The 24448-nt window shown below is 69.6% G+C and carries 22 protein-coding genes; 12 read left to right on the top strand and 10 right to left on the bottom strand.

Annotated elements, in window-relative coordinates; translation table 11 throughout:
* Positions 1 to 79 precede the first annotated feature (79 nt).
* Positions 80 to 1684, top strand: coding sequence for a formyl transferase (locus MKK65_RS03220; RefSeq protein WP_243955308.1), 1605 nt, complete (start codon positions 80 to 82; stop codon positions 1682 to 1684).
* A 100-nt stretch (positions 1685 to 1784) separates the two neighbouring features.
* Here MKK65_RS03220 and MKK65_RS03215 read toward each other — a convergent pair whose 3' ends face one another.
* The gene (locus MKK65_RS03215) at positions 1785 to 2084 is read right to left on the bottom strand and encodes a type II toxin-antitoxin system RelE/ParE family toxin (protein ID WP_243955260.1); all 300 of its coding nucleotides are present in this window, start codon (positions 2082 to 2084) and stop codon (positions 1785 to 1787) included.
* Positions 2074 to 2319, bottom strand: coding sequence for a type II toxin-antitoxin system ParD family antitoxin (locus MKK65_RS03210; RefSeq protein WP_058193224.1), 246 nt, complete (start codon positions 2317 to 2319; stop codon positions 2074 to 2076). Before MKK65_RS03210 ends, MKK65_RS03215 begins: the two co-directional genes overlap by 11 nt.
* Positions 2320 to 2569: 250 nt before the next feature.
* Between MKK65_RS03210 and MKK65_RS03205 the strand changes: the two genes are divergently transcribed.
* The 4 genes from MKK65_RS03205 to MKK65_RS03190 all read left to right on the top strand — a co-directional run bounded on the left by MKK65_RS03205 (position 2570) and on the right by MKK65_RS03190 (position 7268).
* Positions 2570 to 4552: a monovalent cation:proton antiporter-2 (CPA2) family protein gene (locus tag MKK65_RS03205; RefSeq protein WP_243955258.1), complete on the top strand. Its 1983-nt coding sequence runs from the start codon at positions 2570 to 2572 to the stop codon at positions 4550 to 4552.
* Between the two features lie 8 nt (positions 4553 to 4560).
* Positions 4561 to 5997 carry an MATE family efflux transporter gene (locus tag MKK65_RS03200; RefSeq protein WP_243955256.1) on the top strand — a complete coding sequence of 479 codons (1437 nt, stop codon included), beginning with the start codon at positions 4561 to 4563 and terminating at the stop codon, positions 5995 to 5997.
* A gap of 144 nt (positions 5998 to 6141) precedes the next feature.
* On the top strand, positions 6142 to 6882 hold the full coding sequence (locus MKK65_RS03195; RefSeq protein WP_243955254.1) for a DUF937 domain-containing protein: 741 nt from the start codon (positions 6142 to 6144) through the stop codon (positions 6880 to 6882).
* Positions 6883 to 6956: 74 nt separating this feature from the next.
* Positions 6957 to 7268: a cupin domain-containing protein gene (locus MKK65_RS03190; protein WP_243955252.1), complete on the top strand. Its 312-nt coding sequence runs from the start codon at positions 6957 to 6959 to the stop codon at positions 7266 to 7268.
* A gap of 28 nt (positions 7269 to 7296) precedes the next feature.
* Here the strand turns inward: MKK65_RS03190 and MKK65_RS03185 are convergent, their stop codons facing one another.
* The gene (locus MKK65_RS03185) at positions 7297 to 7740 is read right to left on the bottom strand and encodes a hypothetical protein (RefSeq protein ID WP_243955250.1); all 444 of its coding nucleotides are present in this window, start codon (positions 7738 to 7740) and stop codon (positions 7297 to 7299) included.
* A 406-nt stretch (positions 7741 to 8146) separates the two neighbouring features.
* Between MKK65_RS03185 and glyA the strand changes: the two genes are divergently transcribed.
* The 5 genes from glyA (at position 8147) to MKK65_RS03160 (ending at position 12804) form a co-directional block, all read left to right on the top strand.
* The gene (gene glyA / locus MKK65_RS03180; RefSeq protein WP_243955248.1) at positions 8147 to 9451 is read left to right on the top strand and encodes a serine hydroxymethyltransferase; all 1305 of its coding nucleotides are present in this window, start codon (positions 8147 to 8149) and stop codon (positions 9449 to 9451) included.
* Between the two features lie 117 nt (positions 9452 to 9568).
* Complete coding sequence (locus tag MKK65_RS03175) at positions 9569 to 10264, top strand: aspartate/glutamate racemase family protein (protein WP_243955246.1); 696 nt, start codon at positions 9569 to 9571, stop codon at positions 10262 to 10264.
* 262 nt (positions 10265 to 10526) lie between these two features.
* On the top strand, positions 10527 to 11069 hold the full coding sequence (gene nrdR, locus MKK65_RS03170) for a transcriptional regulator NrdR (RefSeq protein WP_243955243.1): 543 nt from the start codon (positions 10527 to 10529) through the stop codon (positions 11067 to 11069).
* Entirely contained in the window at positions 11066 to 12175 is a 1110-nt protein-coding gene (ribD, locus tag MKK65_RS03165; RefSeq protein ID WP_243955241.1) for a bifunctional diaminohydroxyphosphoribosylaminopyrimidine deaminase/5-amino-6-(5-phosphoribosylamino)uracil reductase RibD, read from the top strand. The genes nrdR and ribD overlap by 4 nt, the downstream gene beginning before the upstream one ends.
* A 2-nt stretch (positions 12176 to 12177) precedes the next feature.
* Positions 12178 to 12804 (top strand): riboflavin synthase, encoded by a 627-nt coding sequence (locus MKK65_RS03160; RefSeq protein WP_243955240.1) that lies wholly within the window; start codon positions 12178 to 12180, stop codon positions 12802 to 12804.
* Here the strand turns inward: MKK65_RS03160 and MKK65_RS03155 are convergent.
* The 7 genes from MKK65_RS03155 to MKK65_RS03125 all read right to left on the bottom strand — a co-directional run bounded on the left by MKK65_RS03155 (position 12801) and on the right by MKK65_RS03125 (position 20680).
* Positions 12801 to 13235 carry a PaaI family thioesterase gene (locus tag MKK65_RS03155; RefSeq protein ID WP_243955238.1) on the bottom strand — a complete coding sequence of 145 codons (435 nt, stop codon included), beginning with the start codon at positions 13233 to 13235 and terminating at the stop codon, positions 12801 to 12803. The genes MKK65_RS03160 and MKK65_RS03155 overlap by 4 nt on opposite strands.
* A 332-nt stretch (positions 13236 to 13567) precedes the next feature.
* A complete protein-coding gene (locus MKK65_RS03150; protein ID WP_058193233.1) occupies positions 13568 to 15145 on the bottom strand; it encodes a SpoVR family protein in 1578 nt (525 codons plus the stop codon).
* Between the two features lie 132 nt (positions 15146 to 15277).
* Positions 15278 to 16579 (bottom strand): YeaH/YhbH family protein, encoded by a 1302-nt coding sequence (locus MKK65_RS03145; protein ID WP_243955236.1) that lies wholly within the window; start codon positions 16577 to 16579, stop codon positions 15278 to 15280.
* Between the two features lie 254 nt (positions 16580 to 16833).
* Positions 16834 to 18786 (bottom strand): PrkA family serine protein kinase, encoded by a 1953-nt coding sequence (locus MKK65_RS03140; protein ID WP_058193235.1) that lies wholly within the window; start codon positions 18784 to 18786, stop codon positions 16834 to 16836.
* 228 nt (positions 18787 to 19014) lie between these two features.
* Positions 19015 to 19470 carry an Ig-like domain-containing protein gene (locus MKK65_RS03135; RefSeq protein ID WP_243955233.1) on the bottom strand — a complete coding sequence of 152 codons (456 nt, stop codon included), beginning with the start codon at positions 19468 to 19470 and terminating at the stop codon, positions 19015 to 19017.
* Positions 19471 to 19639: 169 nt separating this feature from the next.
* Complete coding sequence (locus tag MKK65_RS03130) at positions 19640 to 20059, bottom strand: hypothetical protein (protein WP_243955306.1); 420 nt, start codon at positions 20057 to 20059, stop codon at positions 19640 to 19642.
* Positions 20060 to 20206: 147 nt separating this feature from the next.
* Positions 20207 to 20680: a MerR family transcriptional regulator gene (locus MKK65_RS03125; RefSeq protein WP_058193264.1), complete on the bottom strand. Its 474-nt coding sequence runs from the start codon at positions 20678 to 20680 to the stop codon at positions 20207 to 20209.
* A 385-nt stretch (positions 20681 to 21065) separates the two neighbouring features.
* Between MKK65_RS03125 and MKK65_RS03120 the strand changes: the two genes are divergently transcribed.
* Together MKK65_RS03120 and MKK65_RS03115 are read left to right on the top strand one after the other, a co-directional pair.
* On the top strand, positions 21066 to 22157 hold the full coding sequence (locus tag MKK65_RS03120) for an alkene reductase (protein ID WP_243955232.1): 1092 nt from the start codon (positions 21066 to 21068) through the stop codon (positions 22155 to 22157).
* A gap of 376 nt (positions 22158 to 22533) precedes the next feature.
* A complete protein-coding gene (locus tag MKK65_RS03115) occupies positions 22534 to 24447 on the top strand; it encodes a PAS domain S-box protein (RefSeq protein ID WP_243955305.1) in 1914 nt (637 codons plus the stop codon).
* The last annotated feature ends 1 nt before the right edge of the window (position 24448 follow it).

Below are 24448 nucleotides of genomic sequence, written 5' to 3'. Positions count from 1 at the left end.
GATGGGAGCCTCGTCCGGAACGGGGATCGTCGGCCTGCGGGACGGGGCCCCTCCACACCCCGGCAGCATCGTCCACCGGATGGACCGGTCGATCGGGGCCGCGAATCGACCCGTCGCCGGGACCGGCCGCGGGCCGGTCCGGCCGGAGCCCCGCAGGGTCGCGGCGCCGCCGGCGGCGCGGCAGATCACCGTGCGGCTCGACCGCCGGACCCTGCGCGGCTGGCATATCCGCCTCCTCGATCAGCTCGGCCAGCGGGCGGAGCGGCGCCTGCGGGTCGAATGGGTCGCGGGCGCCCATGGGCTGCCGCCCAATGCGGAGCTGCTGTTCCGCCTGGAAGCGGCGATCCACGGCCTGCCCCGCCCGGGCTTGGCCACCGCGGCCGAGCCGATGGCGTTCGCCGCCTACGGGACGGATGCCGCGGCGGACGAGCCCGACCTCGTCCTCGACCTCTCCGGCGCCCGTGCCGGATCCGACGCGGGTCGCCCGGTCTGGCGGCTCGACTTCGACGGGATGCCGGGCGAGGCCGGCCTGCTGGCCGCCCTGTTCGCCGGGCGGGCCCCGGTGGCGACCCTGCGGGGTCCCGACGGATCCCCGGTGGCGGTCGGGCGCCTCGGCGCGGAATCCCACACGGTGATGCTCGTCGCCTTCGAGGATTACCTCGCCCGGATCATCACGCTGATCACCGCCGCCCTCGACGGCGCCGCCTCGCCGCGCCTCCCGGACGGATCCGAGGCGCCGCTGCAGCCGGGGTCGCGGTTCGACCTCGGCGGCCTCGGCGTCAGCCGGCGCGCCGCGAGCGGGCTCGCCCGGCAGATCGCCCGCCGGCTCTACGCCCTCTGCTTCCACAGCCCGCAATGGCGCGTCGGCTGGCGGCGGGTCGTTGGCCCCGATCTGATCGACCTGCGCCGCCATCCCGAGGGCGGCTGGACCGACCTGCCCGATGACGGCCAGCGCTTCTACGCCGACCCGTTCGCGATCGCCCATGGCGGGTCCGTCACCCTGTTCGTCGAGGAATTCGATTATCGCCGGGGCAAGGGCGTGATCTCGGCGCTGGGCTTCGATGAATCCGGGCCGCGCGGTCGCCCGGAGCCGGTGCTGGAGCTCGAGACCCACCTCTCCTACCCGTTCGTGTTCGAGGCGGACGGAGCGGTCTGGATGATCCCGGAATCCCACGCCTCGGGTACGATCGACCTCTATCGGGCCACCGCCTTCCCGGGGGGCTGGGTGCACGAGGCGGTGCTGGTCGATCACGTGGTGGCGGGCGACGCCACGCTGCTGCGTCACGACGGGTGCTGGTGGATGTTCGCCACGGTCCGGGCCGGCGGGGGCAGCTATTCCGACACCCTCCACCTCTGGCACGCGCCGCATTTCCGCGGCCCCTGGACGCCGCATCCGCGCAACCCCGTGCTCATCGATGTCGGCTCGGCCCGGGCGGCCGGGCCGATCGTGGCCCGCGACGGCGCCCTGATCCGGCCGGTGCAGGATTGCCGCCAGGGCTACGGCGCGGCGCTCGGCCTCGCCCGGATCCTGCGGCTCGACGCCGACGGCTACGAGCAGCGGGTCGAGACGCGCCTCGGCCCCGGGGCGGCCTGGCCGGGCTCCCGCCTGCACATGCTGAGCGCGGCCGGCGGCTTCGAGTTCATCGACGGCTCGCGCCGGGCGCGGTCGCGGTTGCTGGGGTGATCCGGCACGCGCAGCGGCCGGCCGGGTGCAGATGCCGAACTCGGTGCGCGCCCTCGACGGCCGAAGATCAGAAGTCTTGTCTGGTCGCGATCAAGTCGCTTCAAGACAGGCGGGACGGCACGTCCATGCGCTGATGCAGGACGCGGATGACATCGATTCCGGCCTCCGTCTGCCGGTAGAAAATCAAAGGCGATCCGACCGCGTATCTGAGATAGCCGGCACGGATCTCGACGGCGCGGCCGACCTTCGCGCCGGCGGCGAGTGCGCCGGCTGTGCCAACGATTTCCTGATGGTAGCGATCGGCCTGATCCGGTGACCACCGTCCGAACGTGTAGCGCCAGATCTCATCCAGGTCGGCACGCGTCAGGGGGGTGAACCGAGCGCGGGGGCTAGCGGCCATACTTGGCCCGCATCTCCTGAAGGAACGCGGAACTGTCCAGCTCCTCCGCGGGACCGGACTCTTCCCCGGCAATCAGGGCTGCTTGAAGCGCGGCGACCTTCACCTCGTGCTCTTCGAGCAGGCGCAGGCCGGCGCGGACGACCTCACTGGCCGATCCGTAGCGCCCATCGGTGACCTGACGATCGATGAACCCGGCGAAATGGTCCCCGAGCGAGATAGATGTGTTCTTTGCCATGCCGGCCTCCTGATACCAGAATGTGCCATATTTTGGTACATGGCACGCAGATTCACCGGAAGGCCAAACGGACTGATCTGTCAGCGACCAGCGCGTTTCATGACACTGTTACGCCCTCGTACGGGCTTGGCTCGCCATCGGCCCAAGAACCCGCTTGTGCCGAACGGCACCCTCGCGCATCTCGCATCGCGGCGCCGCCCGCGCTAAGCCGGAGCCCACGAACCCGAAGCCATCCGCCGAGAAGATCTGCATGGCGAGCCCCGCCGAACATGCGAGCTTCCTGCCGCCGGTCCTGACCTTCCTGGCGGCCGCGGTGATCGGCGTGCCGGTGTTCCGGCTGATCGGCCAGAGTGCGGTGCTCGGCTACCTCGTGGCCGGGGTGCTGATCGGCCCGTCCGGGCTGTCGCTGATCGCCGAGCCCGAGACCGCCGCGAGCGTCGCCGAGATCGGCGTGGTGCTGCTGCTGTTCATCGTCGGGCTGGAGCTGCACCTGTCGCAACTCGTCTCGATGCGGCGGGACATCTTCGGCCTCGGGGCGGCGCAGCTCGTCGCCTGCGCGCTGGTCCTGGGGGGCGTCGGGCTGGCCGCCGGGCTCAGCCTCGGGGCGGCTTCGGTGATCGGCATCGCGCTGGCCCTCTCGGCCACCGCAGTGGCGCTGCAGCTCCTGGAGGAGCGGGGCGATCTCGGCAGCGCCTACGGGGGCCGGGCCTTCGCGGTGCTGCTGTTCCAGGATCTGTCGGTGGTCGGTATCCTGGCCCTGATGCCGCTGCTCGCCACGGCCGGCGACGCCACCGGCGGGCCCTGGCTCGGGGCGGCGGCGATCTCCACCGGCAAGGCGGTGGCAGCCATCCTCGCCGTGGTGCTGGTCGGCCGCTACGGCCTCAACCCGTTCTTCCGGCTGCTGGCCGCCAGTGGCGCCCGCGAGGTCATGACCGCGGCGGCGCTCCTGGTGGTGCTCGGCACCGCGCTGCTGATGGAGCAGGTCGGCCTGTCCATGGCGATGGGCGCGTTCCTGGCCGGCATCCTGCTCGCCGAATCGAACTTCCGCCACCAGCTCGAGGCCGAGATCGAGCCGTTCCGCGGCATGCTGCTCGGCCTGTTCTTCATGAGCGTCGGCATGTCGATCGACGGCGGCCTGGTGCGGGAGGTCTGGCCGGCCCTGTTCGGGGCGACGCTCGGGGCGATCCTGCTCAAGGTGGCGCTGGTCGCCGGCCTGTTCCGGCTGTTCGGCTCGGACACCCTCGGCGCCTTGCGCGGCGCCGCCGTGCTGGCGCCCGCGGGCGAATTCGCCTTCGTGCTGCTGCCCCAGGCGGAGGATCTCGGGCTCACCGGGCCCACGGCGACGCGCTTCGCGGTCGCGCTCGCGGCGCTGACCATGCTGATCGGGCCGATCGCCGCCAAGGGCCTCGACAAGCTGATCGAGCGCCGCACCGCCCGCGAGCAGGTCGACGTGTCGGAACCCTCCGCGGAGCTCGCCGAGAGCGGCGAGGCCAGGGTGCTCGTGATCGGCTTCGGCCGGTTCGGGCAGGTGCTGACCCAAGTGCTCCTCGCCGAGGGGATCCCGGTGACGGTGATCGACAAGGACGTGGAGCAGCTGCGCGCGGCCTCGCGTTTCGGCTTCCGGATCTATTACGGCGACGGCACCCGGCTCGACGTGCTCCGCGCCGCCGGGATCGGCCGGGTCGAGCTGGTCTGCATCTGCGTGGACGACCGCGCCGGCGCGCTCAAGATCGTCGACATCGTGCACGAGGAGTTCTCGAACGTCCGCACCTTCGTGCGCGCCTACGACCGCCTGCACGCCGTCGAACTGATGAACCGGGACGTCGATTACCAGATCCGCGAGACCGCGGAATCGGCCCTCGCCTTCGGGCGGGCGGCCCTGGAGGGACTCGGCCTGTCGCCGGAGGTGGCCGCGGCCCGGGCCGACGACGTGCGCAAGCGCGATATCGCCCGCCTGGTGCTGCAGCAGGCCGGCGCCCTGCCGGAGGGCGCCGGATGGATGCGCGGCGCCGCGGCGGGCCTGAAGCCCGAGCCGCTGACCGAGCCGGTCCGGCCGGCGCGGGCCTTGAGCACCGAGACCCGCGACCTGATCGGCAGCGACCGGCGCGAGGCGGCCGAGCGGCTCTTGGACAAGCCCGCCCTCGCCCCGCAGGAGGCCGATGCGACCGAGGCCGAGAGAGAGGTCGATCCGGAGCCCGAGCTGGAATCGGAAGGCACCGCCCGGGATGCGTGACCGCCCCGATGCCTGACGGTTTGCCCACGGCCGAGGCGGGCCGGTTCGTGACCGGCTCGATCCTCCGGCACGTGGTCGTGATGGCCGCCACCGGCTCGGTGGGGCTGATGGCGATCTTCGTGGTCGACCTGCTGTCGCTGTTCTACGTCTCGAAGCTCGGCGACCCGAAGCTCACCGCGGCGATCGGTTTCGCCGCGATCGTGCAGTTCTTCGCCACCGCCGTGAATATCGGCCTGATGATCGCCGCCGGCGCCCTGGTCGGGCGGGCGGTTGGGGCGGGTGACCGGGCGGCGGCGCGGCGCCTGTCGGGCTCGGCCCTCGCGCTGGCGAGCCTCGCAGCCGCGCTCATCGCCCTGCTGATCTTCGCGCTCTCCGAGCGGTTGCTGAGCCTGATCGGCGCCAGCGGCGAGACGCTCCGGGTCGCGCAGCTGTTCCTGCACATCACCCTGCCGTCGAACCTGCTGCTCGCCGCCGGCATGCTGTTCACCGGCCTGCTGCGCGCGGTCGGTGCGGCGCGCCAAGCCATGCTGGTCACCCTCGCGGGCGCCATCGTCACGGCCGTCCTCGACCCGCTGCTGATCTTCGGCGCCGGCCTCGGCGTCGAGGGCGCGGCGATCACGATCTGCGTGGCGCGGGCGACCTTCGTGGCCGTGGGCTTGCGCGGCGTGATGCAGCACGGGCTGCTGGCCCTGCCGCTTGTATCGGATGTTGTCTCCGACGCGCCGGTCCTGGCGACGGTCGCCGGGCCGGCAGTGCTGACGAACCTCGCGCCCTCGGTGGCGAGCGCCTTCCTGGCGCGCCTCTTTGCCGGCTACGGCGCCGATGCGGTAGCCGCCGCCGCGGTGATCGACCGCCTGACGCCGGTGGCCTTCGGGGGCCTGTTCGCCCTGTCGGGGGCGATCGGCCCGATCCTGGCGCAGAACTGGGGCGCCGGGCGGTTCGACCGGATGCGCGGGGTCCTGGGCGCGGCGATCCGGGTGACCCTGATCTACACGGCCCTGGTCTGGCTCGTCCTGGCGCTCGCCCGCGACCCGCTGGCAGGCCTGTTCGGGTTGCACGGGGTCGCGCGCGACCTGTTCGGCTTCTTCTGCCTCGCCGGCGGGGCGATCTGGTTCTTCAACGGGCTCCTGTTCCTCGGCAATGCCGTCTTCAACAATCTCGGCTTCCCGATCCGCTCGACCCTGCTGAACTGGGGCCGGGCCACCCTCGGGACCGTGCCGCCGGCGATGCTCGGCGCCATGCTCTACGGGCCGCGCGGCGTGGTGGCCGGGATGGGCCTCGGCTCGCTGGTCTTCGGCATCCTGGGCATCCTGCTCGCCCGCCGCACCGTCGACCGGCTGGAGGCGCGGGGCGGGCGCGTTCCGCAGCCGGCGGCCACCCGCGAGGCGTCGCATCGTGATGCGCCTTTGCCCGCCGGCCAGCCCCATCCGGGTCCGGTGAGCTGAAGCGGGCGCAGCCCGCAATACCAGCCGATCGGCGGACCGGATCGGGCTGAGCACAAGATCCTTTGACGGGAACTGGTATTTCGCCGCGCAACCGGTCACGATGGTTCGTCCCGGCCGGTCCGACCGGGACGGGGACGAGGCGTCATGTTCAACCCGCTCGAGATGTTCCAGGTCCAGGGCGAGGCCGGGATCCAGGCGATGGCCCAGCAATTCGGCCTGACCCCCGAGCAGACGGCCCGCGCCTTCGAGGCGCTGATGCCGGCCCTGACCCTCGGGCTCCAGCGCGGCGCCGGCCTGGATCCGAGCAGCTTCGCCCGAATGTTCGGCATGCCGGACACCGCACGCTCGGCCGCCCCCCAGGGCCTGGAGGCGCTGACCCAGATGTTCGGTTCGGCCCAGCTGATGCAGGGGGTGCTGCGCCAGGCCTCGGCGACCAGCGGCGTCGGCGCCCAGGTGCTGCGCCAGATGCTGCCGATGATGGCGGGCGCCGTCGTGGCGAGCATCGTCCACGTCATGCTCAACCAGCCCCAGGCCGAGCCCGCCCAGGCCCGGCCGGCGGCGCCCCCGCCCCCCGTGCCGTTCCCGTTCGGCCCGGCCTGGGGCGAGATGGCCAAGGCGTTCATGCCCGCTGCGGCCCCACCCCCACCGCCGAAACCCGTCCCCAAGACGCCGGGAGAGAAGGCGGGCGAGGCCGGCTCCGCGATGATCGAGCACATGATGCGCACCGGGGCCGAGGTGCAGGGCAACAACATCCGGGCGATGCAGGAGCTGTTCGAGACGTTTTGGCCGTCCTCGGAAAAGCCCGCGGATCCGGCACCGCCGAAGCCCGAGCCGAGCCCGCCGAAGCCCCGCCGCGGCCGCGCGCCCGAGGGCGGGACCGGTTGACGCACAACCCGGGATGCCGCGGCCGTTGATCCGGCGCGGCGCGGACGCATCTCCTGCGGCGAAGGAGAACCTCGATGACCGATCACCTGACCGCCTGGGACAGCTGCGAAGAAACCGTTGCCGGCAATGGCGTCGCCAAGCGCACGATCCCGGGCGCCGGCGCGAACCTCGTGCGGGTGGTGGTGCCCGCGGGGATTTCGGCGGGGCGCCACAGCCACGATCACGAGCAGTTCGTGCAGGTGATCTCCGGCTCCGGGTTCCTTGAGACCGAGCAGGGCCGCAAGCCGTTCTCCGCCGGCAGCGTGTTCCATTTCCCCGCCGGGACGTGGCATGCCGCCGCGTTCGAGACCGAGACCGTGCTGGTCGAGACCAATTTCGTTTCCTGAACGCGGGCGACATGTGCCCGATCCGGACTCAGAGAGACGTGTTTCTGCCGAACTGCGCCTCGAGCCTTGCGGTACTGGCCACGGCCTCATGAGCGTAGCGGATTGCGGCCTCGGCGGTCAGCAGCTTGCCCTCTTGCGGGTCGAAGGCGACGCCCGTCGACAGCCTTGGGGCGGCGGCAATCGCGATCCAGGTCCCCGCGCAGGCCGGGAACGTCGCGAAATAGAAGGCATACGCGTAGGCCCATGGTCCCCTGAAATCTGTTTCGGGGTAGGTCTCCGCCAAGTCGGAGAACGGAATGACCGAGCACTCGAAGCCAGCCTCACGCCCCTGCCATGTGGCGGGGAGGTGACCGGAGACGGCTGGCGGGATCTGATCGGATTTCAGCGTCAGATCGAATCCTATTGCATCGATGGAGGCCTGCCATTCCAGGATGCTGGAAATGAGTCTGTGGCACAGGGCGGAGGCTTCCATGGTCGTGCGCCCACCGCCCCAATCGTAAATACCCTAGAAATTCTCACTGCAATTCTAAATTCAGTTATATGACCGCATAGGTCATGAACCCGAGATACAATACTACGACACCGAAATAAAAATCAGTCAATAATTCGGATGATTATTATCGAACACATCATCGATGCATGTTTTATTCTATCGCAGTTAAATTGAGTCAAGCGATTCTGCCGCATGACGAGAGGGCGGCACGCGAGGCCTCAGTCTACCGTCGCTGCGCTCACCTGCGGCAAATAATTCTTTGCGCCGATCCAAAATGCCTGTGCTTGGCGGCACGGGCCGGCCCGTGTAGGAATCCCGCTCGAATGCCCGCCCGTGCACGCCGACGAAAGGCCGGGCCCCGCCCCTACCAGAACAGAGGCAGACCATGAGCGCCGGTACCGCCGCCGACAAGCACTTCTCGAACAGCTTCTTCGCGGCCCCGCTGACCGAGGCCGATCCCGAGATCGCCGATGCGGTGTCGAAGGAACTCGGCCGTCAGCAGCACGAGATCGAGCTGATCGCCTCGGAGAACATCGTCTCCCGCGCCGTGCTCGAGGCGCAGGGCTCGGTGCTCACCAACAAGTACGCGGAAGGCTATCCGGGCCGGCGCTACTACGGCGGCTGCCAGTTCGTGGATATCGCCGAGAACCTCGCCATCGAGCGCGCCAAGCGCCTGTTCGATTGCGGCTTCGCCAACGTGCAGCCGAATTCGGGCTCCCAGGCCAACCAGGGCGTGTTCCTGGCGCTGATGCAGCCCGGCGACACCTTCCTGGGCCTCGACCTCGCGGCCGGCGGCCACCTCACCCACGGCGCCCCGCCCAACGTCTCGGGCAAGTGGTTCAAGCCGGTCTCCTACACGGTGCGCCGCGATGACCAGCGCATCGACATGGAGCAGGTCGCCGCCCTCGCCGAGGAGCACAAGCCGAAGGTGATCATCGCCGGCGGCTCGGGCTACCCGCGCCACTGGGACTTCGCCAAGTTCCGTGAGATCGCCGATTCCGTCGGCGCCTACTTCATGGTCGACGCGGCCCACTTCGCCGGGCTGATCGCGGCCGGCGTGCATCCGTCGCCGTTCCCGCACGCCCACGTGGTCACCACCACCACGCACAAGACGCTCCGCGGCCCGCGCGGCGGCATGATCCTGACGAACGACGAGGCGCTGGCCAAGAAGTTCAACTCGGCGATCTTCCCCGGCCTCCAGGGCGGTCCACTGATGCATGTCATCGCCGGCAAGGCCGTGGCCTTCGGCGAGGCGCTCAAGCCCGAGTTCAAGATCTACGCCCGTCAGGTGGTGGAGAACGCCAAGGCGCTCGCCGACACCCTGATGTCCGGCGGCTACGACATCACCTCGGGCGGCACCGACAACCACCTGATGCTGGTCGATCTGCAGCGGAAGGGCCTCACCGGCAAGGCCGCCGAGGCCGCCCTGTCGCGGGCCGACATCACCTGCAACAAGAACGGCGTGCCGTTCGACACCCAGAAGCCGACCATCACCTCGGGCATCCGCCTGGGTACCCCGGCCGGCACCTCGCGGGGCTTCGGCGTCGCCGAGTTTAAGCAGATCGGCGGCTTCATCGTCGAGGTGCTGGACGGCATGGTGGCCAAGGGCGAGGCCGGCGATCCGGAGGTCGAGGCCTCGGTGAAGAGCCGCGTCCACGCGCTCACCGACCGGTTCCCGATCTACGGCTGAGGCCTGTCGGCCGAGCCGATTGCGCTCAGTGCCTAGGAGAGGAATAAACGCCCGCGGGTCTTCGGATCCGCGGGCGTCGTTCTGTCGGCGTCACGATTCTCTTCGGGACACGACGCCGTGCCAAAACATATCGGGATCGTGGGATGCTCCGCCGAAGGAGCGGCGCTCTGCTATCGGACGATCTGCACGGAAGGCGCGGCGCATCTGGGTGCGCATGGACACCCGGAGGTGTCGATGCATACGCATTCCCTGGCGGCCTATGTCGCTTGCCTCGATCGCGGCGATCTGGCGGGAGTCGGCGACCTGATGCTGTCCTCCGCGGCCAAGCTACAGGCTGCGGGGGCCGATTTCTTGATCTGCCCGGACAACACCATCCATCAGGCGATGGATCGGGTCCGTCCGCGCTCGCCCCTGCCCTGGCTGCACATCGCCGAGGTGGTCGCGGCGGAAGCCTCGGCCCGCGGCTTCCGCCGCCTCGGCCTGACTGGGACCCGCTGGCTCGTGGAGAGCGACGTGTACCCGACGGCACTGCGCCGATACGGCATCGACTGCGTGATCCCGCAACCGCACGAGCGGGCCCAGCTTGGCGCGATCATCATGTCCGAGCTGGTCAACGGGATCTTCGATCCGGCGAGCGTGGCTCAGTTCCAGACGGTCATCGCACGCCTGAAGGATGAGGAACGCTGCGACGCGGTCGTGCTCGGCTGCACCGAGATCCCCCTGATCATCCATGACGGCAACGCGTCGCTGCCGACCTTGGATTCGACGCGGCTGCTCGCCCGCGCCGCCCTCAGCCAAGCGCTGGCCGCCTGAGCCACCGCGCGTTTCCCCTCCCCCTTGCGGGGAGGGGTCAGGGGTAGGGGTGGCACAGAAGGGACCGCCGAGCCTTCTCTGGAACCACCCCCACCTCCAACTCCTCCCCGCAAGGGGGAGGAGAGCGCGTTCCGCCCTGCACAAGCCGCCGCGCGCGCACCGCAGCTCTGTCGCGTGCCCCTATCCTGGCAATCCGCAGGCGGCTGGGGCAGATAGCCGATTGCGGGTCCGCGAGACCCTGAAACGAGGCGGCTCAGATCCCATGCGGTGTCCCTATTGCGGCGGCTCCGAGACGCAGGTGAAGGATTCGCGGCCCTCCGAGGACGGCGCCGCGATCCGGCGCCGCCGGGTCTGCCCGGATTGCGCCGGCCGTTTCACCACCTTCGAGCGGGTGCAGCTGCGCGAGGTCGTGGTGCTCAAGCGCTCGGGCAAGCGTGTGCCCTTCGACCGGGACAAGCTCCAGCGCTCGATCGACGTGGCCCTGCGCAAGCGCGCCGTCGATCCCGAGCGGATCGAGCGGCTGGTCAGCGGCATCACCCGGCAGCTCGAGAGTGCCGGCGAGCCGGAGGTAACCTCCGAGGCGATCGGCGAATTGGTGATGGCCGGGCTGAAGGGCCTCGACGACGTCGCCTATGTGCGCTTCGCCTCGGTCTACAAGAATTTTCGGGAAGCCAAGGATTTCGAGGACCTGCTCGGCACCCTGGGCGACGGCCTGCTGGCCGTGGGGGCCGAAACGGATGCGTCGCCCGACCCCGAGGAGCCCGAGCCCGACGCCCCGCCCCGTCGCCGAGCCGTCCGCTCATGAGCGACGATGCCAGCTTCATGCGCCTGGCCCTGGCGCTCGGACGCCGCGGGCTCGGCACCACCTGGCCGAACCCCTCCGTGGGCGCCGTCGTGGTCGAGCCCGGCACCGGCCGGATCCTCGGGACCGGGGCGACGGCGCCGGGGGGCCGGCCGCACGGGGAGCCCCTGGCGCTCGCCGAGGCCGGCGCGGCCGCACGGGGCGCGACCCTCTACGTGACCCTGGAGCCGTGCTCGCATCATGGCCGCACGCCGCCCTGCACCGACGCGATCCTGGCCGCCGGGATCGCCCGGGTGGTCAGCGCCGTCGAGGATCCGGATTCGCGGGTGGCCGGGCGCGGCCATGCCCTCCTGCGCCAGGGCGGCGTCGCGGTCGAGACCGGCCTGCTGCGGGAGGCGGCGACCCGGGACCATATCGGCCACATCACCCGGGTGACCCGCGGGAGGCCGGCGGTGCACCTCAAGCTCGCCCGCACCCGCGACGGCTTCTGCGCGGGTGCAGGCCCGGAGCGCCTGCGGATCACCGGCCCGGTGGCCGACGGGGCGGTGCATCTCTGGCGGGCGCATGCCGACGCGATCCTGATCGGCATCGGCACCGCCCGGGCCGACGACCCGTCGCTGACCGTCCGTCTGCCGGGCCTCGGCGCCCGCTCGCCCCTGCGGATCGTGCTCGATTCGCAGCTGATGCTCTCGCCGGCCAGTGTGCTCGCTCGAACCGCGCGCGACACCGCCACCCTGGTCCTGACCACCCGCTCCGCCCCGGCCCATGCCCGCCGGGCCCTGGAGGCCCTGGGGGTCGAGATCGCCATCCTGCCGGCGGATGTCGCCGGCCGCGTCGAGCTGCCGAACGCGCTGGCCCATCTCGGGGAGCGCGGTTTGACGCGGCTGTGCACCGAAGGCGGCCCACGCCTTGCCGATGCCCTGGCGCGGGCCGATCTGATCGAGGCCTGCACGCTGGTTACCGGGCCGGCGGAACTCGGCGCCGCGGGCGGCCTGAAGGCGCTCGGCCCGGATCTCACCGACGCGCTGGCAGAGCCGAAAAAATTCCGGGTGGCCGAACAGCTGCAGCTCGGCCCCGACGCGGCCGCCACCTACGAGAGGGTTTTCTAGCGATGTTCACCGGTCTGGTCAGCGACGTCGGCACCATCGTCTCGATTGCGGGCGAGGGCGACCTGCGCCGGATCACGATCCGCGCCTCCTACGACCCGGCCACCATCGCGCTCGGCGCCTCGATCGCGTGCTCGGGCCCGTGCCTGACGGCGGTCGCGGTGGAGCCGGCCGAGGGCGGCTGCGTCTTCGCCGTGGACGCCGCAGCCGAGACCCTGGCGCGGACCACGGTCGGCCGCTGGACGGCGGGCGGACGCATCAACCTGGAGCGCTCCCTGAAGATCGGCGACGAGCTCGGCGGCCACCTCGTCACCGGCCATGTCGACGGCGTCGCCGAGATCCTGGAGCGGGAGAGCGTCACGGCCGGCGCTTGGGGGCCGAGCGACCGGTTCACGCTGCGCGCCCCCGCGGGCCTCTCGCGCTTCATCGCCGAGAAGGGCTCGGTCTGCCTGGACGGCACCTCGCTCACGGTCAACAGCGTCGACGGCGACGTCTTCTCGGTGCTGCTGATCCCCCATACCCTCCAGGTCACCACCTGGGGCGAGCGGCGCGCCGGCGACGGGCTGAACCTGGAGGTCGACCTGATCGCCCGCTACGCGGCCCGGCTTACCGAGGCGCGGCCGGGCGCCTAACCGCGGTCGGGCGGAATCGCGTAGGTGCCGGTGGCGTGGCAGACGAGGTCGTCGCTGCCCGGGGCGGTGATCCCCACTTCGCCCACCGCCAGCCGCCGCCCGAGCTTGAGCAGCCGGCAATCCGCCAGCAGATCGCCCGGGGCGGGCCTGTGCAGGAAGTTGAAGGTCAGGCTCGTGGTCACGGCGAGCGCGACCGGGCCGATCTGGGCCAGGATCGCGGCGTAGAGCACGTAATCGGCCAGCGCCATCATGGCCGGCCCCGACACCGTGCCCCCGGGCCGCAGGAAGCGTTCCTGCCCCTCCATCCGCATCCGTGCCGAGAGCGGCCCCACCGCCTCCAGATGGAAGGCCCGGCCCCCGGCCTGCATCTGCGGGAACTCCCGGTCGAGGAAGCTTTTGGTCTCGTCGAGGGTGAGAATCGGGGCGCTCATGCCTGCTTGCAGCATGGGACAGGGGATGGGGCAATCCAGGCAGGACGCTGAGTCCACCTGACGTCGCGGCGAGCCCGATCCACTTCAGCGTGCCTGGTGAACCGCCCCGTCATTTCGGGGCGCTGTAGGCGAGCCCGGAATCCAGATCCGCTGTCGGCGCAGGCCCTTGAACGATCGGCGGTTATGGATCCCGGGTTCCGCTACGCGGCCCCGGGATGACAAGGTGAATGTTTGACCGGCCGTGCGAGCCACAGGCCTTCGGACAATCATTCTTCAAGCCACCGTTGCTGTGCCGCGAAGAGGCATGCACGAGATGGCAGCGGATCCCCTGGTCAGAAGAAAATCGGCCGCGCGCTGGCGCTGATCTCGCCCAGCACTGTGCCGGTGGCCGGTTCGACTTCCTTGAGGACCACGTCGTAGCCCCAGAGGTCGGCGAGGTGCTGGAGCACCCGCTTGGCATCCTCCTTCTGCAGGGTGATCTTGTTGATCGCCTTGTGGTGCAGGATCAGCCGGCGGTCGCCTTCGAGATCGACATCCACCACCTCGATATCCGGGTCGAGCCAGGCGACGTCGTACTGGCGGGCGAAGGAGCGGCGCATCTTGCGGTAGCCGCGCTCGTCGTGGATCGCCTCGACGCGCAGCTCCGGCTCGTCGGGGTCGTCGACCACGTGGAACAGGCGCAGGTCGCGCATCAGCTTCGGCGACAGGAACTGCTGGATGAAACTCTCGTCACGGTAATTCGCCCAGCAATCGCGCAGAACCGCCATGGGATCGCCGGTGCCGGCAATGTCGGGGAACCATTCGCGGTCCTCAGGCGTCGGCTGCTCCACGATGCGGGCGATGTCCTGCATCATCGCGAAGCCGATCGCGTAGGGGTTGTGGCCGCCATAGGAGCGGTCGTCGTAGTTCGGCTGCCGGATGACGTTGGTGTGCGATTGCAGGAATTCGAGATAGGCGGCCTCGGTGATCTGCCCCTTCTCGGACAGGGAATTCATGATCCGGTAGTGGTTGTAGGTCGCGCAGCCCTCGTTCATCACCTTGGTCTGGCGCTGCGGGTAGAAATACTGCGCCACCAGCCGGACGATCCGCAGGATCTCGCGCTGCCAGGGGCGCAGCCGCGGGGCGACCTTCTCCAGGAAGTAGAGGATATTCTCCTGCGGCAGTTCGAGCAGGGCCTTGCGCCGCTCGGCGGCCAGGTCCGGGCGCACGGCGCCTACCTTCTGCGGCAGGGTCCGCCACAGGTCGTTGTAGATCTGCTCGCCGTGCTCGACCCGCTCGCGCTCGCGCCGCTGCTCGGAAGCCAGGTCCGGCCGCTTCTTGCGCGGATACCGGTGGACGCCCTGGCTCATCAGCGCGTGGGCGGCGTCGAGCACCTGCTCCACCGCCTGGTGGCCGTAGCGCTCCTCGCAGCGGGTGATGAAGCCCTTGGCGAAGTCCAGGTAATCGAGGATGCCCTCGGCATCGGTCCATTGCCGGAACAGATAGTTGTTCTTGAAGAAGTGGTTGTGGCCGAAGGCGGCGTGCGCGATCACCAGGGTCTGCATCGTCGCCGTGTTCTCCTCCATCACGTAGGAGATGCACGGATCCGAGTTGATGACGATCTCGTAGGCGAGCCCCATCAGGCCGCGCCGGTAGCCGGCCTCGTGCTGGGCGAAGTGCTTGCCGAAGGACCAGTGCTTGTAGAACAGCGGCATGCCGATCGACGCGTAGGCGTCGAGCATCTGCTCGGCCGTGATGATCTCGATCTGGTTCGGATACCAGGACAATCCGAGTTCCGGCCCGGCAATGGCCTCGCAGGCGTCGTGGATGCGCCGGATCGTGTCGAAATCCCAGTCGTTGCCGGTGAACAGGGGCTTTTGGCCGCCGGAGATCGGCGACTTGCTCGACGGACGGCTCAGGCTGGTCACCATGAAACCCTACTCCTCGACCTGTCTCCCCTCCCCCTTGCGGGGAGGGGCCGGGGGTGGTGCAGAAGAGCCCACGACGCTCGATCCTGAACGACCCCCACCCCTACCCCTCCCCGCAAGGGGGAGGGGACATCGCTACGCCTCCGCCTCGGCCCGCGCGTCCTTGCGGCCGAACAGCTCGCGGAACACCGGGTAGATCTCCCGGCGGTGGTTGACCTTGCGCATGGCGATCGGGCCGCCGGCCTTGGCGATGGCCTCGTAGGTCCGCCACAGGGTGGTGCGGTGCTCCACGAAGCCGGCCCGGGGGCCGTTCTCGTCGCCGACCTCGAGATAGGCGAAGTGCTGGCAGGCCGGCAGGATGTGGGCGCGCAGGAGCTCCGTCGCGGTCGGGCCGTCGGAGGAGACGTTGTCGCCGTCTGAGGCCTGGGCGGCGTAGATGTTCCAGTCGTTGGGATCGTAGCGCTCGGCGATGATCCGCTTCATCTCCACCAGCGCCGAGGACACCAGCGTGCCGCCGGTCTCCCGGGAGCCGAAGAAGGTCTCCTCGTCCACCTCGGTGGCCCGGTCGGTGTGGCGGATGAACACGATCTCGACGTGCCGGTAGCGGCGCGTCAGGAAGATGTGCAGCAGGATGTAGAACCTTTTGGCGAGGTCCTTCATGTGCTCGGTCATCGAGCCGGACACGTCCATCAGGCAGAACATCACGGCCTGCGCGATCGGTCGCGGATAGGGCTCGAACCGGCGGAAGCGCAGGTCGATCGGGTCGACATACGGAATGCGCTTGGCGCGCTCACGCAGCTTCAGCAGCGAGAGCTCGAGATCCGGCCGGCCCGGATCCGACTCGCGCATGGCGGCGAGCTGCGCCTCGAGCGCCGCGACCTCCTCGGGCTTCGGGCGCTTGAGAGCGATCCGCCGCGACATCGAGTTGCGCAGGGTGCGGGTGAGCGCGAGGTTGGCCGGCGAGCCGGTCACCGTGTAGCCGGCCCGGCGCATCCCCTCCGTCTCGACCACCGCCAGGCGGCGCTTGGCCAGATCTGGCAGCTCCAGGTCTTCGAGGAAGAGTTCCAGAAACTCCTCGCGGGTGAGAACGAAGCGGAACGCGTCCTCGCTGTTCTCGCCGCCCTCCCCGCCCTCGCCGGAGCCGCGTCCGCCACCGCCGCCCGGGGGGCGCTCGATGAGATCCCCTTCGACGTAGGTCTTGTTGCCCGGCAGGATGTGATCCTGCAGGCCGGTTCCGGGCTGGCGGGAGAACCGGGGCTCGCGCACGCCGTCGGCGGGCACGGTCACCCGGCCGTCCTTTCCGAGATCCTTGATGTCCTTCTCGCGGGCGGATTCACGCACGGCGCGCTGGGCGACATCCTTCACGCGCCGCAGGAAGCGCTGCCGGTTGGGGAGGCTCTTGCCCCCCGGATTCAGGCGTCGGTCGACGATGTGCATTCGCTGCGAAAACCCTCGTCCCGCGTGCTCCGGCCGGTTCTAGGCCCCGATTATACCATGCTGCTTTCCGAAAGAGGCTTCCCCCTTTCGCACAGTCTGGTCTAACGCTCCGCTCTCGCATGATGTCTTAGGAAAAGGAGATTCGCCTTGTCCCACATCATGCTTGCGAGCCTCGCCGGCCGGTCGTCCGAAACTATGGCGGCGGAGGGTCGAAACTTGGCCGCCCGGTCTGACCCCGAGCGGCCGTGCGTCCCTCAGCCGGCCTGCTTCACCCGCATGTACCATTCCACCAGGCGGCGGACCTGCCGCTCGGTGTAGCCCCGGGCGACCATGCGCTCGACGAACTCGCCGTGCTTCTTCTCGGTGTCGCCGTCCTTCTTCGAGCCGAAGGAGATGACCGGCAGCAGTTCCTCGACCTGGCTGAACATCCGCCGCTCGATGACTTCGCGCAGCTTCTCGTAGCTGGTCCAGCTCGGGTTCCGGCCACCGTGCTGAGCCCGCGAGCGCAGGGCGAACTTGACCACCTCGTTGCGGAAATCCTTCGGGTTGGCGATCCCGGCAGGTTTCTCGATCTTCGTGAGCTCCTGATTGAGGAGTTCCCGGTTCAGGAGCTGGCCGGTCTCGGCGTCCTTGAAGTCCTGATCCTCGATCCACGCATCGGCATAGTCGATGTAGCGGTCGAACAGGTTCTGGCCGTAATCATGATAGGATTCGAGATAGGCCTTCTGGATTTCGTGGCCGATGAACTCCGCATAGCGCGGGGCCAGCTCGGTCTTGATGAATTCCAGGTACTTCTTCTCGGTCTCCGGCGGGAGCTGCTCACGGCGGAGCGACTGCTCCAGCACGTACATCAGGTGCACCGGGTCGGCCGACACCTCGGTGGTGTCGTGGTTGAAGGTCGCGGCCAGCACCTTGAAGGCGAAGCGGGTCGAGATGCCGTCCATGCCCTCGTCGACGCCGGCGGTGTCCTTGTATTCCTGCATCGACCGGGCGCGGGGATCGACCTCGCGCAGCGATTCGCCGTCATAGACCCGCATCTTCGAGAAGACGTTGGAATTGGCGTGCTCGCGGAGTCGCGACAGGACCGAGAACCGGGCCAGCATCTCCAGGGTGCCGGGGGCGCAGGCGGCGTCCGACAGTTCCGAGCTGGAGATCAGCTTCTCGTAGATGTGCTGCTCCTCCGCCACCCGGAGGCAGTACGGGACCTTGATCACGTAGATGCGATCGATGAAGGCCTCGTTGTTCTTGTTGGTCTTGAAGGTCTGCCACTCGGATTCGTTCGAGTGGGCCAGGATTACGCCGGTGAACGGGATCGCGCCGATGTTTTCGGTGCCGACGTAGTTGCCCTCCTGCGTCGCCGTGAGCAGCGGGTGCAGCATCTTGATCGGCGCCTTGAACATCTCGACGAATTCGAGAACGCCCTGGTTCGCCCGGTTGAGGCCGCCCGAATAGGAGTAGGCGTCGGGGTCCGCCTGGGACAGGGTTTCCAGCCGGCGGATATCGACCTTGCCGACCAGGGAGGAGATGTCCTGGTTGTTCTCGTCGCCCGGCTCGGTCTTGGCGATGGCGATCTGGCGCAGCCGCGAGGGCCGGACCTTGATCACCTTGAAGCGCGAGATGTCGCCGTTGAACTCGTCGAGGCGCTTGAGCGCCCAGGGGCTCATCAGGCCGGTGAGCCGCCGGCGCGGGACGCCGTAGCGCTTCTGGATCTCCTCGCCCATCGTGTCGGGATCGAACAGCCCGAGCGGGCTCTCGAACACCGGCGAGACCTCGTCCCCGGCCTTGAGGACGTAGATCGGGTGGACCTCCATCAGCGCCTTCAGGCGCTCGGCCAGGGACGACTTGCCGCCGCCGACCGGGCCCAGCAGGTAGAGGATCTGCTTGCGCTCCTCCAGGCCCTGCGCGGCGTGGCGGAAGAACGAGACGATCCGCTCGATCGTCTCCTCCATCCCGTAGAATTCGCGGAAGGCCGGGTAGGTCCGGATCGTCCGGTTCATGAAGATCCGGCCGAGGCGGGAATCCTTCGAGGTGTCCACGAATTCCGGTTCGCCGATGGCCGCCAGGATGCGCTCGGCGGACGAGGCGTACATCAGCGGCTCGTCGCGGCAGGCCTCGAGATACTCGGAGAGCGTCATCTCCGTATCGCGGCGGGCCTCGTACCCTCGGGCGAAGCTCTGGAAAAGGTCGTTCGTCGCATGCATCGACATTCGATAACCCTCTCAGACCCTGACAGCTTCATCCTGTCTCGGCTTGGATGCAACCGACAGGCCCGCTTTTGTCGCAGCGCGGCGAACGCACCGCGGGCCTGTCGATTGCGTGCAACACTCATCTGGCCAAAACGCGGCCTCCACCAGGTTCAACGTTGATTTCGATCTCCTTCAGGCGCGCGTTGTAGGATGAAAAACTATGCACGCCCCTGGGTATCCTGCCTCTGCTTAGAGATCCGTGCCTTCTTTCTTGGCATCATCGCCGGATTTTGATCCGGCGGCGCCGACCGTGATCTTGATGTTCTGGGTCTGCACTTGGCCGTCGGCGCCCTTGACCTCGAAAGTCACCTCGTCCGAGCCCGTGAACCCATTGTTGGGCTGGTAGAACAGCGCCTGGACCGCGGCCTCCTTGTTCGGGCAGCGGTAGCTCGCCGGGGTCTTCAGCTTGCCGACCTTGGTGATCACGGAGCCGTTCTTGGGCGCGCCGGAAACCTTGAATTCCGGCATCGGGCCGGGGGTGCAATCCTTCTTGAGATTCGGGGCGATCTCGAGCCGCACGGTCTTGCCGGGGGCGACCGTCTTGGAGCGCGTCACGGTGGTCTGGGCGAAGGCCGGGACCTGGGCCGGCCCCACGAGGAGCAAGCCGCTTGCGAGCAGCACGGCGAGCGGACGAAGGGCGGTCATGCGGCGTCTCTCCGGTTCCGATCCGGGGCCGGATTCCGGGCGCGTCGCCGGTTGCCCCTTCCATCGGTTGGAGCGCATGTGGGGATGCCGGGCACGGCCGTCGAGGGTTCTGGGACCTCCGTCCCGGCCCGGACGGAGGCGTCGGGCCGAATCTTTTCCGGAACCGATCCTATTCCTGCAGCACCGCCGCCACGACCCCGGTGACCCGGGCGATCTGGGCGGCGTCGAACTCGCCGGCGAGGGCGGCGGCAAGCCGAGCCTCGACCCGGGCGCGCTCCCCGGCATCGGCGATCGGCACCGGCGGGATCTGGTCCTCGGGCAGGCGGCAGACCCGGCGGATCGTCTCGGCGGCGGTCAGCAGCTTCTCCCGGTCGGGCGGCCCCATCTCCCACAGGGGATTGCGCAGGCGGCTGATCACCCGCTTGGCGTCCCGGTAGTCCCGATCGATCGTGGTGGCGGCCTCGATCTGGCTGACCAGGAACATCAGTTCGAGGACTTCCGAGGCCGCATCCGGGCAGGAGCGGACGATCCGCATGAGGCGGGCCATCAGTTCCTGGCTGGGTGACAGCTTGGGTTTGGACGCGGCCATGCGGGCGACAACGCAGGTTCCGGCAGGAAAGTTCGCTGGATCCGCAAGTTGCGTGCTCATCGCGCTTCTCGCGTAAGGCGAGAGGCCGCGGCGCGTGTCACACGTCGCGGTCGTAGGGTCGCGTAAGGCGAGAGGCCGCGGCGCGTGTCACACGTCGCGGTCGTAGGGCCTGCGCAGGGCGTCGAGCAGGGCGCGGCAGGCGTGCAGATCCTCCAGCACGCCCATCAGCGCCGCCCGGTCGGGCGTGTCGGCCCGGAGCGCGGTCGCGCCCTCGACCTCCTGGATCAGCGGCTCGGCGGCCTTGGCCTCGCCGCGGCCCACGGCCTGGACGAAGCGGATACCGTTTTCCTTGAGCACCCGCTGCGCCCCCGCGATGGTGTAGCGCTGCACGTAGAGGAGTTGCCGGATGCCGGCGACGAGCTCGACATCCTGGGGCCGGTAATAGCGCCGGCCGCCCGCCCGCTTCACCGGGCGGATCTGGCCGAAGCGGGTCTCCCAGAACCGCAGGACGTGCTGGGGCACGTCGAGCTCGTCGGCGACCTCGCTGATCGTCCGGAACGCACCGGCGCTCTTCTCGCCGAGGGGTTCGAGCGGCATGTCGGCGGCGAGGGCTGAGGGCATGGCTGTCTGAATGACGGGAGCGGGAAGCCCGATGATGCCGGTCTGCGCGGCCGGGCTCAAGCCTCGTGGGCCATCCTGGGCGACGGGGAGGGAAGACTTTTCGCGTGGCGGCGCCGCGACGCCGGCCGAACGACGGGCTTTCGCCCGCAGCGATGCCCGCCGGACGGCCCGCGCTTCGGACGATGCGTCCGCAATGCCCCCGCGCCGTCCTGCGCGCGGTCCGCCCCAAGTCCCGGATATCCGGGATCACGCGCCCCCCTTGGGACGTGCGCTCGCGCACGGACCAAGCTGCGATGCTGCGGTGCACCTTGGCATCTCTGCGTCGCGACGCCAATTCGGCGCCTGACCACCGGACGCGGCGTTGCCGCACCAGCACGAGGTTTCCATGCCGTCCCTGCTAGACCCGATCCGTATCGGCGCCATCGAGGCGAAGAACCGGATCTTCATGGCTCCGCTCACCCGCGGCCGCGCGACCCGCGAGCACGTGCCGACCCCGCTCATGGTCGAGTACTACGCCCAGCGCGCCGGCGCCGGGTTGATCCTCACCGAGGCCACCGGCATCTCCCAGGAGGGGCTGGGCTGGCCGTTCGCACCGGGCATCTGGTCCGACGCCCAGGTCGATGCGTGGCGGCCGATCGTGAAGGCCGTGCACGATCGCGGCGGCAAGATCGTCTGCCAGATCTGGCATATGGGCCGGCTGGTCCATCCGGACTTCCTGGGCGGCGAGAAGCCGGTCTCGGCCTCGGCCACCACGGCCCCGGACCAGGCCCACACCTATTTGGGCAAGAAGCCCTACGCCGAGGCACGCCCGCTCGAGGTCGCCGAGGTCCCGCGGCTGCTCGCGGATTACGAGCGCGCCACCGCCAACGCCCTGGCGGCCGGGTTCGACGGGGTGCAGATCCACGCCGCGAACGGCTACCTGATCGACGAGTTCCTGCGCGACGGCACCAACCACCGCACCGACGCGTACGGCGGCTCGATCGCCAACCGCGTGCGGCTGCTGCGCGAGGTGACCGACGCGGTCGCCAAGGTCGCCGGGCCGGAGCGCACCGGCGTGCGCCTGTCGCCGAACGGCGAGATCCAGGGCTGCAACGATTCGGATCCGGAGGCCCTGTTCGTGGCGGCCGCCCAGGCGCTGGCCGACAGCGGCATCGCCTTCCTGGAGATGCGCGAGCCCGGCCCGGACGGCACCTTCGGCAAGGCCGACCACCCGCCGATCGCCCCGGCGATGCGCAAGGTGTTCCGCAACCCGATGATCCTCAACGCCGATTACGACGGCGTGAGCGGCCAGAAGGTGCTCGATGCCGGGCAGGCCGACGCGATCGCGTTCGGCCGGACCTTCATCGCAAACCCGGACCTCGTCGAGCGCATCGCCAAGGGCGCGCCGCTCGCCAAGGACGAGGCCGCGACCTGGTACAGCCAGGGGCCGAAAGGCTACACCGACTATCCGACCCTGGGCGAAGCCCGCGCCGCCTGATCGGCGCTCCGTCCAGCCCAATCCCCTTACCCTGAGGCGCCCGGCGATCATCGATCGCCGGGCCGCGAAGGAGCCCTCCCGCGGACCGCACCGGGATCCGGAGGGCGCCAGCGAGTCTGCGCAGCATCTCCGGATGCGGGCGCGGCCGGGAGAGGGCCCGTCGCTGGCCGCAGGCTGCACAGGCGATCCGCCTCGCCGCGCATTCGCGTCCCGGGCATTCGGAATCGCCGACGGTGTCGGCCCTGGGCCATGCGCTGTCGTGCGGCGAGCGGCCCCCGATAAACCCCTTTCGGTAACCCGGTTTCGCCCCTGTAGACTTGAATCTGCGGCCGCGCCTATGCAGGCGGCCTCCTCGCGCCTATTTGTGCGCAAGACCATGGATGTGCTGCCCCTCAATACACGCGCGGATACCGGAGTGACCGACGGGCGCTGGAGCACCGCGGCCCGGCTCGCGGAGCTGCACGACCTCGCCATCCTCGATAGCGAGCCCGAGCCGCTCTACGACGACCTTGTCCGGATCGCCGCCCATGTCTGCCGGGCTCCGGTCGCCCTGGTCAGCCTGGTCGATGCCGAGCGGCAATGGTTCAAGTCGGAATTCGGTCTCGGCCAGCGCGAATTGCCGATCAACTGCTCGGTCTGCGCCCATACGATCGACGCCGGTGACTGCCTCATCATTCCCGATCTGGCGGACGACCCGAGGACCATCGACAACCCGTTGGTGACCGGCGGGCCGGGGTTCCGCTTCTACGCGGGGGCGGTGATCCGCGGTGCGCAGGGCATTCCGCTGGGGGCGCTCTGCGTGCTCGACCGGGTGCCACGGCCGGAGGGACTCGACGCCGACCAGACCGCCACCCTGACCGCCCTGGCGCGCCAGATCTCGACCCTGCTCGAATACCGCCGGACCCACGCCCGGGTGGCCGCCCGGGAGGCCGAGCTCGCCGCCAGCGAGCGCCGCTTCCGGGTGATGACCTCGGCGATGCCGCAGATGGTCTGGACCACCCTGCCGGACGGGTTCCACGACTATTACAACGACCGCTGGTACGAGTTCACCGGCATGCCGTACGGCTCCACCGACGGCGAGGGCTGGAACGACGTGTTCCACCCGGACGATCAGGAACGGGCCTGGACGCGCTGGCGCCATTCGCTCGAGACCGGCGAGCCCTACGAGATCGAGTACCGCCTGCGCCATCGCGACGGCACCTACCGGTGGACGCTGGGCCGGGCCATGCCGATCCGCGACGCGGAGGGGCGGATCGAGCGCTGGTTCGGCACCTGCACCGACATCGACGATCTGAAGCGGGCCGAGGACGAGGCGGGCAAGCTCGCCGCCATCGTGGAGACCTCCAAGGATTTCATCGGCCTGTGCACCCTGGACGGGGCCGTCACCCATCTCAACGAGGCCGCCCTGGCGCTGGTCGGGCTGCCCGACCTCGCCACCGCCCGGCAGCACCGGATGGAGGCTTTCTTCTGCCCGGACAGCCGCCGGGTGCTCGCCGAGATTGTGATGCCGGCCCTGAAGCGGACCGGCTCCTGGGAGGGCGAGCTGGCCTTCCGCCATTTCGGCACCGGCGAGCCGGTGGCGGTGCTGTACAACATCTTCCCGGTGCGCGACCCGACCGGAGCCGAGATCGGCTACGCCACCGTCACCCGGGACCTGCGCGAGGCCAAGCGCGCCGAGGAGGCCCGCGACCTGCTGATCCGCGAGCTGTCCCACCGGATCAAGAACATCTTCGCCGTGGTCGGCGGACTGGCGGCGCTCACCGCCCGGAGCGACCCGGCGGCCAAGCCGTTCGCGGCGGCCTTCCGGGAGCGGCTCGGCGCCCTCGCCCGGGCCCACGAATATGTCCGCCCGCACTCCCCCGAGAGCGCCCCCGAGGTGGAGGGCCAGACGGTGCTCGGGCTGATGCGCCTGATCATGGCCGCCTACGAGGAGGGCGGCCGGGCGCGCGTCGCGATCTCCGGCGACGATGCCGCGATCGGCGAGCGCACCGCCACCGCGCTGGCGCTGATCATGCACGAGCAGGCCACCAACGCGATGAAGTATGGCGGGCTCTCCACCAAGGAGGGCGGCGTCACTCTGAGCGGGCTGCGCGAGGGCGGGCGCTACACCTTGACCTGGGCCGAGGCCGGCGGCCCGCCGGTGACGGCCAAGCCCTCCCGCAAGGGCTTCGGCACCGTGCTGGCCGAGCGCAGCGTCGCCGGCCAGCTCGACGGCGTGCTGGAGCACGATTGGGCGCCCGGCGGTCTCTTCATGCGGCTCAGCGTGCCTCTCGAGAATCTCCGCCATTAGG

Source organism: Methylobacterium sp. J-001, from assembly GCF_022829565.1.
Taxonomy (GTDB): Bacteria; Pseudomonadota; Alphaproteobacteria; order Rhizobiales; family Beijerinckiaceae; genus Methylobacterium.
Note: the sequence above shows the minus strand (reverse complement) of the source record. Positions and strands in the feature narration are given on the sequence as shown.

What these genes read in the sequence shown, in the direction of transcription:
- MKK65_RS03150 (WP_058193233.1), bottom strand. Translation starts at nt 15,145, where the DNA reads ATGGTGACCAGCCTGAGCCGTCCGTCGAGCAAGTCGCCGATCTCCGGC.
- MKK65_RS03125 (WP_058193264.1), bottom strand. Translation starts at nt 20,680, where the DNA reads ATGCCCTCAGCCCTCGCCGCCGACATGCCGCTCGAACCCCTCGGCGAG.
- MKK65_RS03220 (WP_243955308.1), top strand. Translation starts at nt 80, where the DNA reads ATGGACCGGTCGATCGGGGCCGCGAATCGACCCGTCGCCGGGACCGGC.
- MKK65_RS03185 (WP_243955250.1), bottom strand. Translation starts at nt 7,740, where the DNA reads ATGGAAGCCTCCGCCCTGTGCCACAGACTCATTTCCAGCATCCTGGAA.
- MKK65_RS03200 (WP_243955256.1), top strand. Translation starts at nt 4,561, where the DNA reads ATGCCTGACGGTTTGCCCACGGCCGAGGCGGGCCGGTTCGTGACCGGC.
- nrdR (WP_243955243.1), top strand. Translation starts at nt 10,527, where the DNA reads ATGCGGTGTCCCTATTGCGGCGGCTCCGAGACGCAGGTGAAGGATTCG.
- MKK65_RS03205 (WP_243955258.1), top strand. Translation starts at nt 2,570, where the DNA reads ATGGCGAGCCCCGCCGAACATGCGAGCTTCCTGCCGCCGGTCCTGACC.
- MKK65_RS03140 (WP_058193235.1), bottom strand. Translation starts at nt 18,786, where the DNA reads ATGTCGATGCATGCGACGAACGACCTTTTCCAGAGCTTCGCCCGAGGG.
- MKK65_RS03195 (WP_243955254.1), top strand. Translation starts at nt 6,142, where the DNA reads ATGTTCAACCCGCTCGAGATGTTCCAGGTCCAGGGCGAGGCCGGGATC.
- MKK65_RS03115 (WP_243955305.1), top strand. Translation starts at nt 22,534, where the DNA reads ATGGATGTGCTGCCCCTCAATACACGCGCGGATACCGGAGTGACCGAC.
- glyA (WP_243955248.1), top strand. Translation starts at nt 8,147, where the DNA reads ATGAGCGCCGGTACCGCCGCCGACAAGCACTTCTCGAACAGCTTCTTC.
- MKK65_RS03145 (WP_243955236.1), bottom strand. Translation starts at nt 16,579, where the DNA reads ATGCACATCGTCGACCGACGCCTGAATCCGGGGGGCAAGAGCCTCCCC.
- MKK65_RS03190 (WP_243955252.1), top strand. Translation starts at nt 6,957, where the DNA reads ATGACCGATCACCTGACCGCCTGGGACAGCTGCGAAGAAACCGTTGCC.
- ribD (WP_243955241.1), top strand. Translation starts at nt 11,066, where the DNA reads ATGAGCGACGATGCCAGCTTCATGCGCCTGGCCCTGGCGCTCGGACGC.
- MKK65_RS03215 (WP_243955260.1), bottom strand. Translation starts at nt 2,084, where the DNA reads ATGGCCGCTAGCCCCCGCGCTCGGTTCACCCCCCTGACGCGTGCCGAC.
- MKK65_RS03120 (WP_243955232.1), top strand. Translation starts at nt 21,066, where the DNA reads ATGCCGTCCCTGCTAGACCCGATCCGTATCGGCGCCATCGAGGCGAAG.
- MKK65_RS03135 (WP_243955233.1), bottom strand. Translation starts at nt 19,470, where the DNA reads ATGACCGCCCTTCGTCCGCTCGCCGTGCTGCTCGCAAGCGGCTTGCTC.
- MKK65_RS03155 (WP_243955238.1), bottom strand. Translation starts at nt 13,235, where the DNA reads ATGAGCGCCCCGATTCTCACCCTCGACGAGACCAAAAGCTTCCTCGAC.
- MKK65_RS03160 (WP_243955240.1), top strand. Translation starts at nt 12,178, where the DNA reads ATGTTCACCGGTCTGGTCAGCGACGTCGGCACCATCGTCTCGATTGCG.
- MKK65_RS03130 (WP_243955306.1), bottom strand. Translation starts at nt 20,059, where the DNA reads ATGGCCGCGTCCAAACCCAAGCTGTCACCCAGCCAGGAACTGATGGCC.
- MKK65_RS03210 (WP_058193224.1), bottom strand. Translation starts at nt 2,319, where the DNA reads ATGGCAAAGAACACATCTATCTCGCTCGGGGACCATTTCGCCGGGTTC.